Origin of the sequence: Faecalicatena contorta (genome assembly GCF_001404335.1) — a bacterium.
Classification (GTDB): Bacteria; Bacillota; Clostridia; order Lachnospirales; family Lachnospiraceae; genus Faecalicatena; species Faecalicatena contortus_B.
In genome coordinates this window covers 1-6,845 of sequence record NZ_CYZU01000105.1, presented here as the reverse complement: position 1 = coordinate 6,845, position 6,845 = coordinate 1, and the positions used below count along the sequence as shown (strand labels likewise).

The 6,845-nt window shown below is 46.0% G+C and carries 8 protein-coding genes; 6 read left to right on the top strand and 2 right to left on the bottom strand.

What is annotated here, in order from left to right; genetic code table 11:
* From atpD to ARB69_RS25270, 4 genes are all read left to right on the top strand, one after another.
* Nucleotides 1–1,202: F0F1 ATP synthase subunit beta (gene atpD, locus ARB69_RS25285; RefSeq protein WP_055155380.1), on the top strand; the 1,202-nt coding region annotated here is incomplete at its 5' end.
* A 45-nt stretch (nucleotides 1,203–1,247) separates the two neighbouring features.
* Nucleotides 1,248–1,550, top strand: a complete 303-nt coding sequence (locus ARB69_RS25280; protein WP_055155379.1) for a hypothetical protein — start codon at nucleotides 1,248–1,250, stop codon at nucleotides 1,548–1,550.
* A gap of 273 nt (nucleotides 1,551–1,823) precedes the next feature.
* Nucleotides 1,824–2,279, top strand: a complete 456-nt coding sequence (locus ARB69_RS25275) for an EamA family transporter (RefSeq protein ID WP_055155378.1) — start codon at nucleotides 1,824–1,826, stop codon at nucleotides 2,277–2,279.
* A 35-nt stretch (nucleotides 2,280–2,314) separates the two neighbouring features.
* Nucleotides 2,315–2,767 (top strand): EamA family transporter, encoded by a 453-nt coding sequence (locus tag ARB69_RS25270; protein WP_050639521.1) that lies wholly within the window; start codon nucleotides 2,315–2,317, stop codon nucleotides 2,765–2,767.
* Here ARB69_RS25270 and ARB69_RS25265 read toward each other — a convergent pair.
* Entirely contained in the window at nucleotides 2,756–3,310 is a 555-nt protein-coding gene (locus ARB69_RS25265) for a helix-turn-helix domain-containing protein (protein ID WP_050639522.1), read from the bottom strand. The genes ARB69_RS25270 and ARB69_RS25265 overlap by 12 nt on opposite strands.
* Before the next feature lie 13 nt (nucleotides 3,311–3,323).
* Nucleotides 3,324–3,764: a MarR family winged helix-turn-helix transcriptional regulator gene (locus ARB69_RS25260; RefSeq protein ID WP_025656851.1), complete on the bottom strand. Its 441-nt coding sequence runs from the start codon at nucleotides 3,762–3,764 to the stop codon at nucleotides 3,324–3,326.
* Nucleotides 3,765–4,103: 339 nt separating this feature from the next.
* Here ARB69_RS25260 and hisD point away from each other — a divergent pair, with 339 nt between their 5' ends.
* Both hisD and hisS read left to right on the top strand, forming a co-directional pair.
* Nucleotides 4,104–5,390, top strand: a complete 1,287-nt coding sequence (gene hisD / locus ARB69_RS25255) for a histidinol dehydrogenase (protein WP_055155377.1) — start codon at nucleotides 4,104–4,106, stop codon at nucleotides 5,388–5,390.
* Between the two features lie 47 nt (nucleotides 5,391–5,437).
* Nucleotides 5,438–6,688 (top strand): histidine--tRNA ligase, encoded by a 1,251-nt coding sequence (hisS, locus tag ARB69_RS25250; RefSeq protein ID WP_055155376.1) that lies wholly within the window; start codon nucleotides 5,438–5,440, stop codon nucleotides 6,686–6,688.
* Nucleotides 6,689–6,845 lie beyond the last annotated feature (157 nt).

The window sequence follows — 6,845 nt, the reverse complement described above, 5'->3', positions numbered from 1 at the left end:
GGGGGATGGAAGCGACCGACACGGGGGAGCCGATCAAGGTCCCGGTCGGGAAAGAAGTATTAGGGCGCCTGTTCAATGTGCTGGGCGAGACGATTGACGAGAAGGGCCCCGTGGAGGCGGAGCGTTACGATGCGATCCACCGTCCGGCGCCGGACTATAAGGACCAGGACACGTCTTCGGTCATCTTTGAGACGGGGATCAAGGTCATTGACCTGCTGGCCCCCTACACAAAGGGCGGGAAGGTCGGCCTGTTCGGGGGCGCGGGGGTAGGCAAGACCGTGCTGATCCAGGAACTGATCAACAACATCGCCAAGGAGCACGGCGGGATCTCTGTATTTGCAGGGGTAGGCGAGCGTACCAGGGAAGGGAACGACCTGTATTATGAGATGCAGGAATCCGGGGTTATCGATAAGACGGCCATGGTATTCGGGCAGATGAATGAGCCGCCGGGAGCCAGGATGCGCGTGGCGCTGACGGGGCTGACCATGGCGGAGCATTTCCGGGACAGGGAGCACCAGGACGTGCTGCTGTTCATTGACAACATTTTCCGTTTCACCCAGGCGGGGTCGGAAGTATCGGCGCTTTTGGGGCGTGTGCCCTCTGCGGTAGGCTACCAGCCCACCCTGGCAACGGAGATGGGTGCGCTGCAGGAGCGGATCACGTCCACGAGGGACGGTTCCATCACTTCGGTGCAGGCTGTGTACGTGCCGGCGGATGACCTGACAGACCCGGCGCCTGCGACGACCTTTGCACATCTGGATGCGACCACGGTGCTCAGCCGTGCGATCACGGAGCTTGGGATTTACCCGGCGGTGGACCCGCTGGAGTCCACGTCCCGGATCATGGACCCGTTAATCCTGGGGGAGGAGCATTACCAGACCGCCCGGGAGGTGCAGGAGGTGCTGCAGAAATATAAGGACCTGCAGGACATCATCGCGATCCTGGGGATGGAGGAGCTGTCGGAGGAAGATAAGCTGACGGTAGCCCGCGCAAGGAAGCTGCAGCGGTTCCTGTCCCAGCCGTTCTATGTGGCGGAGCAGTTTACGGGGATGGCCGGGAAGTACGTGCCGCTGAAAGAAACCATCCGGGGCTTTCAGGAGATCCTGGAAGGCAAGCACGATGAGATCCCGGAATCCATGTTCCTGTTTGCAGGTGGGATTGACGACGTGACGGAGAAGTACGCCCAGGGGCAGACCGCATAAGGGAGGCCCGGAAGCGGACCGTGTGCAGAAGGAGGCTAAGGGCGGATGGCAGCAAAAAGTTTTTTATTAAAGATTGTAACTCCGCAGCAGTTATTCTATTCCGGGGAAGTGGAGATGGTCGTGGTAGAGCAAGGCTCGGGACAGGAGGGCTACATGGCAGGGCACAGCCCGGCCCTGAAGCGCCTGGAAAAGGGCGAGGTAAAGATCCGGGAGGCAGAGGGGAAAGAGCCCCGCATCGTGCAGATCCCGGGGGGCCATATCCACGTGGGAAAGACGATGGCAGTCTATACCAGATATGCCAGCTGGAAGGCGGAGGAAGAACAAAGTGTGCAAGCCCCTCACTCATAAGGGGCTTGCACACTTTGGGGCCGCCGCGATGCCGCTTTGCGGCTATATACCTTATCGCGGCGTGTGCATCCTCCCGGAGGGTTTTTATGATATAGGAAATTCCGGAGGAATTTCCTATATCATAAAAAATAAGACGCCCTGATATCATAAAAGGTATCAGGCGCGTCTTTTCACTATAGATCAGAGGGTCAACAGTTCGTTTAAAAGAACTTGATCCTCAATACTTTTATTACGATTCGTGCAGCGCCGAAGGCGCGCGGAAAGGAGATTTATATGGGTTTTTTGATATTTATTTCACCACTTTTATTGGGAATTCTGGGCAATGTATTTTACAATGTAGTAGGAAAATCGACACCTGAGAAAATAAATCCTTTTGTTTCTCTTGCAGTTACCTACTGTATGGCGCTTCTGGTTTGTATTGCCCTGTTCCTACTGACAAGCAGAGACAAAAATTTGCTTGCTGCTGCCGCTGAAGCAAATTGGACGTCCTATTGTCTGGGAGTGTGTATTGTGTTTGCTGATCTTTCACTCATTTTATTGTTCAGAGCCGGCTGGGATATCAGCATTGGATCTTTGATAGCGAATATTGCCTGCTCAGTCATTGTTGTAATCATTGGTGTGTGTTTTTTTGGAGAAAATATCACCGCGATGAAAATTACTGGTGTAATTGTCTGTGCGGTTGGACTTTATATCATTAATTCCCCTGAAAAGGCTGCAAGAAAAAAATGATAAGCTAATGTCACATTTACAATGGAGGATAAAATATGAAAGATACAAAAAAAGTTGCAAAATTAAATTATCTGGCTCCAGCAATCTTAATGGTTGTCTCCCGTGTTCCTTATATGATTATTCAGAAGGTTACACCAGAAACCATCGATCCTTATGTTTCTCTTTGTCTGTGCTATGGTGTGTGTCTTATCGTTGTTATTGGAATGTTTTTTTTAACGAAAAAAGGGCAAAACTTTATGTTGGAATTGAAAAAAATCAACTGGACTGCACCTGCACTTGGCATATGCCTTGTATGTATGGACGTATCCGTACTGCTGATGTTCCGTATGGGGTGGAATCTCAGCGTTGGAAGTGTCTTACTATATGTATTGCTGGCAATTGCCCTGGTGATTGTTGGAGCCGTTTTCTATAAAGAAAAAGTTACCCTTAAACGGTTGGTCGGCATAATTATGTGTATTGTCGGCGTTATTTTAATTTCAGAGATATAGGTCACAGGGCTCTTCTTTGTGGTGGTAATTCAAGCGGTATTCTCTGGGAGAAAGACCTGTGGCTTTTTTAAATACTGTGCTGAAATAGGAATAATTTTCATACCCCACGCTTGTAGAGACCTCGTAGACCATAAGATCAGTGGAGGATAACAATTGTTTTGCCTTATTGATGCGTAAAAGAGTAAGATAGTTGACAAATGTTATCCCCACTACTTTTTTAAATATGAGACTCAGATAGCTGGGTGATATATGTATGGATTTTGCTACAGAAGATAAGGAACAATCAAAATCCATGTAATGATTGTCCAGGTAATCCTTAGCCTGATTAAGTATCATCTGCTGCTGGTTTCTACGGGATACGTCGAAGGATGCATCATTAATAACTGGTTTATCCGGCTTCGGCTCAAGGATTTGTACCGGTGCGGATTTCTCATTGCCCGTCACAAACATGTCAACGTCCAACAGCGAGCAGATGCCGTCGCCGACGCAATTCCGCAATAAGTTAAAATCAAAAAACCTCTCATCGACCAAAAGAACTTTCATATTCCCTCACCTCTCATTTTACATCAATTTCCTCGTAGTTAATTGTAGATATAATGTCTAACATTCTGCAAAATTGCTGGATCTCTTCCTCGGAAAAATTTTCTTGGATTCGTGCGATCGCTTCATTGTCCTGCCTGCGGTAGACTTTGTATTTTAGTACAGCTTCCTCATTGACAGTTAAAATGTTCTGTCTGCGATCATCGGGATCCGGGACTTTCAGTACCAGCCCCTGACGGATCAATGCATTGATTTTCAGCGTAATGGCAGGTTTTGAGACCTGGAGTAAATTTGCAATTCTGGAAGCCGTGCATTTTCCCTTCATCGAAAAAATAAGCTCCAGGTAGAGCAGGCTGTTATAGGTAAGAGTCTCATCCACAAACTGCTTGTTCATCAGTCGCAGGTCACATAAAACTGTACTGTAATAAAATGCATCCAAAGCCGTTTTTAAATCCATTGGTTTACATCCCCCCGGGTGAAGTTTAATTTTCTCTTTTGTAATTAGTTAAGTTGTTTTAATTATTATAGCTTAACTAAATTGGCTTGTCAAGAAAGTTTTTGGATAACATTGGGCTTGACAAATGAGAGTTGTATTGCTATTATTTTAACTGATATTAGGCAGATGCTTGATCCACGCTTGTTAGGGAAAAATTCTCTTGCAGGCGTTTTTTTTATTTTAAAACGTAAACGTCCGGAACAGAGAAAAAAACATATAAAGTGTAAGGAAACCCAGTAAAATCAATGGGCCCAGGCGTTTAACAAACGTCTATATAATCAAAAGAAAAGGAGAAAAGCCATGGTAACAATCAGCAAATTTAGTTATGAAAACCCAAGATTCAATCATCTTCTTAAACGAAGAAGCAGCATTCCTGAAGAGGTGGAAACTACGGTCAGGGAAGTGCTGAAGGATGTAAAGACACGGGGCGACGAAGCTTTGTATGAGTACATGAAGAAATTCGACCATGTTGATATGAATGAAATCGGCTTATTCGTAACAGAGGAAGAATTTGCAGATGCAAAAGAAAAAGTATCAGAAGAATTTAAAGAGTCTGTAAAAAGAGCCTGTGACAATTTATTTAGATTTCATAAAAAGCAATTACCTGCGAGCTTTTCTGAAACCTATGAGGATGACGCTGTACTCGAACGAAGATATACTCCGATTAACAGTCTGGCTATTAATGTTCCCGGGAATATGGCGCCGCTCGTCTCTACATTATATATGAACGTGATTCCAGCCATCGTGGCCGGAGTTCCAAACATATATATACTGACAAAACCAAGAATAGACGGAACGATTGATGAACATTTACTTTATGTAGCTGACTATCTGAATATCAGAAACTATTATAAAATTTCCGGTTCCCAGGGGTTAGCTGCTGTCGCTTATGGGACGGAAACTGTCAGGAAAGTCGATGCAATAACAGGTCCTGGGAATAACTTTACCCAAATGGCAAAGAAGCTGTTGTTTGGTGAAGTGAAAATTGATTCCATCGCCGGGCCTTCTGAAATTGCAATTATCGCTGACAAAAATGCGAATCCTGTTTTTATAGCTGCAGATATGATGTCTCAGGCAGAGCACGGCACGGGATTTGAGGCAAGTACTGCTTTCTGTTTATCGGAAGAGCAGGCACAAAAGATTAAGGCTGAAATCAACCGTTTGTGTAAAGAACATGGTCTTGTAAAAGCAACCCAAAAAACATTTGAAAATTATGGAGATATTTTTATTGTTGATTCTATCGAGGAAGCTGTGGATGCCGTAAATGAAATTGCTCCGGAACACGCGGAACTGTTATTGGATGATTATCAGGATGCACTTACAAAATTAACGAATGCCGGCGCAGTATTTGTGGGTGAGTACAGTACCGAACCCGTGGGTGATTATTTCTGCGGAACAAATCATATTCTTCCAACATGCGGGACTGCAAAATTTTCTTCCGGCATGTCAGTATTGGAATTTATGAGAGGATATAGTGTCATCCATTATCCGGAAGCTGCATTAAAGAAGAATGCGGATTATATCATTCAGCTTGCAGAGTCCGAGGGAATGTCGGCACATGCCCTGGCAGTTAAAATTAGAAAATAGAATCGAAAGTATTGGCATTTTACCGATGCTTAAAAAGGAGTAAGGTTATGGCGTTAAAGAAAAAACCGGTTACCGGAATGAAGGACATGATGCCCGGGGAAATGGAAATCAGGGATTATGTGATTGGGCTGATCAAGGAGACATATAAATCATTTGGATTTTCCTCAATCGAGACTCCCTGTGTAGAACATATTGAAAATTTGTGCAGTAAGCAGGGCGGGGACAACGAAAAACTAATCTTTAAGATTTTGAAACGCGGAGAAAAGCTGAAGATCGATACAGCCAAAGCGGAGAGCGATCTGGTGGATGGCGGTTTGCGTTATGATTTAACGGTGCCGCTGTCCCGGTATTATTCCAATCATGCGAATGAGCTGCCATCTCCCTTTAAAGCTTTGCAGATCGGAAATGTGTGGCGTGCGGACAGGCCGCAGCGGGGACGCTTCCGTCAGTTCATGCAGTGTGATATTGACATTCTGGATGAACCGGGCAACCTGGCGGAGATAGAGCTGATTCTGGCGACCACGACGCTGCTTGGAAAACTTTCCTTTCAGAACTTCACCATCCGTATCAACGACCGCAGATTCCTGAAAGCAATGGCGGCATACAGTGGATTTGCAGAAGCGGATTATGAAAGTGTCCTTATCACACTGGATAAGATGGATAAAATCGGTATAGACGGCGTGGCAGCAGAATTAGAGGAAAACGGATATGCGAAAGAATCCGTGGACAAATACCTTCAGTTATTTAAAGAGATTACGAATGATGTGGAGGGTGTACGAAGCTGTAAAGAAAAACTAAAAGGTTTTCTTGAGGATGAGGCGGCGGATTCATTGGAAATGATCATTACCAGTGTGGAAAGTGCAAAAGAAGCAGATTTCAGGATCAGTTTCGATCCTGCGCTTGTGCGGGGAATGTCCTATTATACGGGAACCATTTTTGAAATCGCAATGGATGAGTTCGGCGGAAGTGTCGGCGGCGGCGGGCGCTATGATGAAATGATCGGAAAATTTACCGGACAGAGTATCCCTGCGGTCGGCTTTTCCATCGGATTTGAACGCATCGTTATGCTTCTGCTGGAGCGGGGCTTCGTGGTGCCGTCAGGCAGGGAGAAAAAAGCATATCTGATAGAAAAGAACCTGCCGGCTGAAGGAATGCTCAAAGTATTGGAGCTTGCCAAAAGAGAACGCGCGGCGGGCAGGCAGGTCATGATTGTAAAAATGAAAAAGAATAAAAAGTTCCAGAAAGAACAGTTGACAGAACAGGGATATACAGACATTACAGAGTATTACGGGAGTTAGCGACGAGCTTTAGCCTCGGCGCGGATGGGGGTGCTCCATAAATGGATAGCCGAAAGCCTCCCGGAGAACATCCATGTCCTTTCAAAAACGCGGCCGCGGGCCTAAGAAATTCTAGGCGGGAAACAGCCCTGAAAATGGAGCACCACTGACACATCAC

What these genes read in the sequence shown, in the direction of transcription:
- ARB69_RS25280 (WP_055155379.1), top strand. Translation starts at nt 1,248, where the DNA reads ATGGCAGCAAAAAGTTTTTTATTAAAGATTGTAACTCCGCAGCAGTTA.
- ARB69_RS25275 (WP_055155378.1), top strand. Translation starts at nt 1,824, where the DNA reads ATGGGTTTTTTGATATTTATTTCACCACTTTTATTGGGAATTCTGGGC.
- ARB69_RS25270 (WP_050639521.1), top strand. Translation starts at nt 2,315, where the DNA reads ATGAAAGATACAAAAAAAGTTGCAAAATTAAATTATCTGGCTCCAGCA.
- ARB69_RS25265 (WP_050639522.1), bottom strand. Translation starts at nt 3,310, where the DNA reads ATGAAAGTTCTTTTGGTCGATGAGAGGTTTTTTGATTTTAACTTATTG.
- ARB69_RS25260 (WP_025656851.1), bottom strand. Translation starts at nt 3,764, where the DNA reads ATGGATTTAAAAACGGCTTTGGATGCATTTTATTACAGTACAGTTTTA.
- hisD (WP_055155377.1), top strand. Translation starts at nt 4,104, where the DNA reads ATGGTAACAATCAGCAAATTTAGTTATGAAAACCCAAGATTCAATCAT.
- hisS (WP_055155376.1), top strand. Translation starts at nt 5,438, where the DNA reads ATGGCGTTAAAGAAAAAACCGGTTACCGGAATGAAGGACATGATGCCC.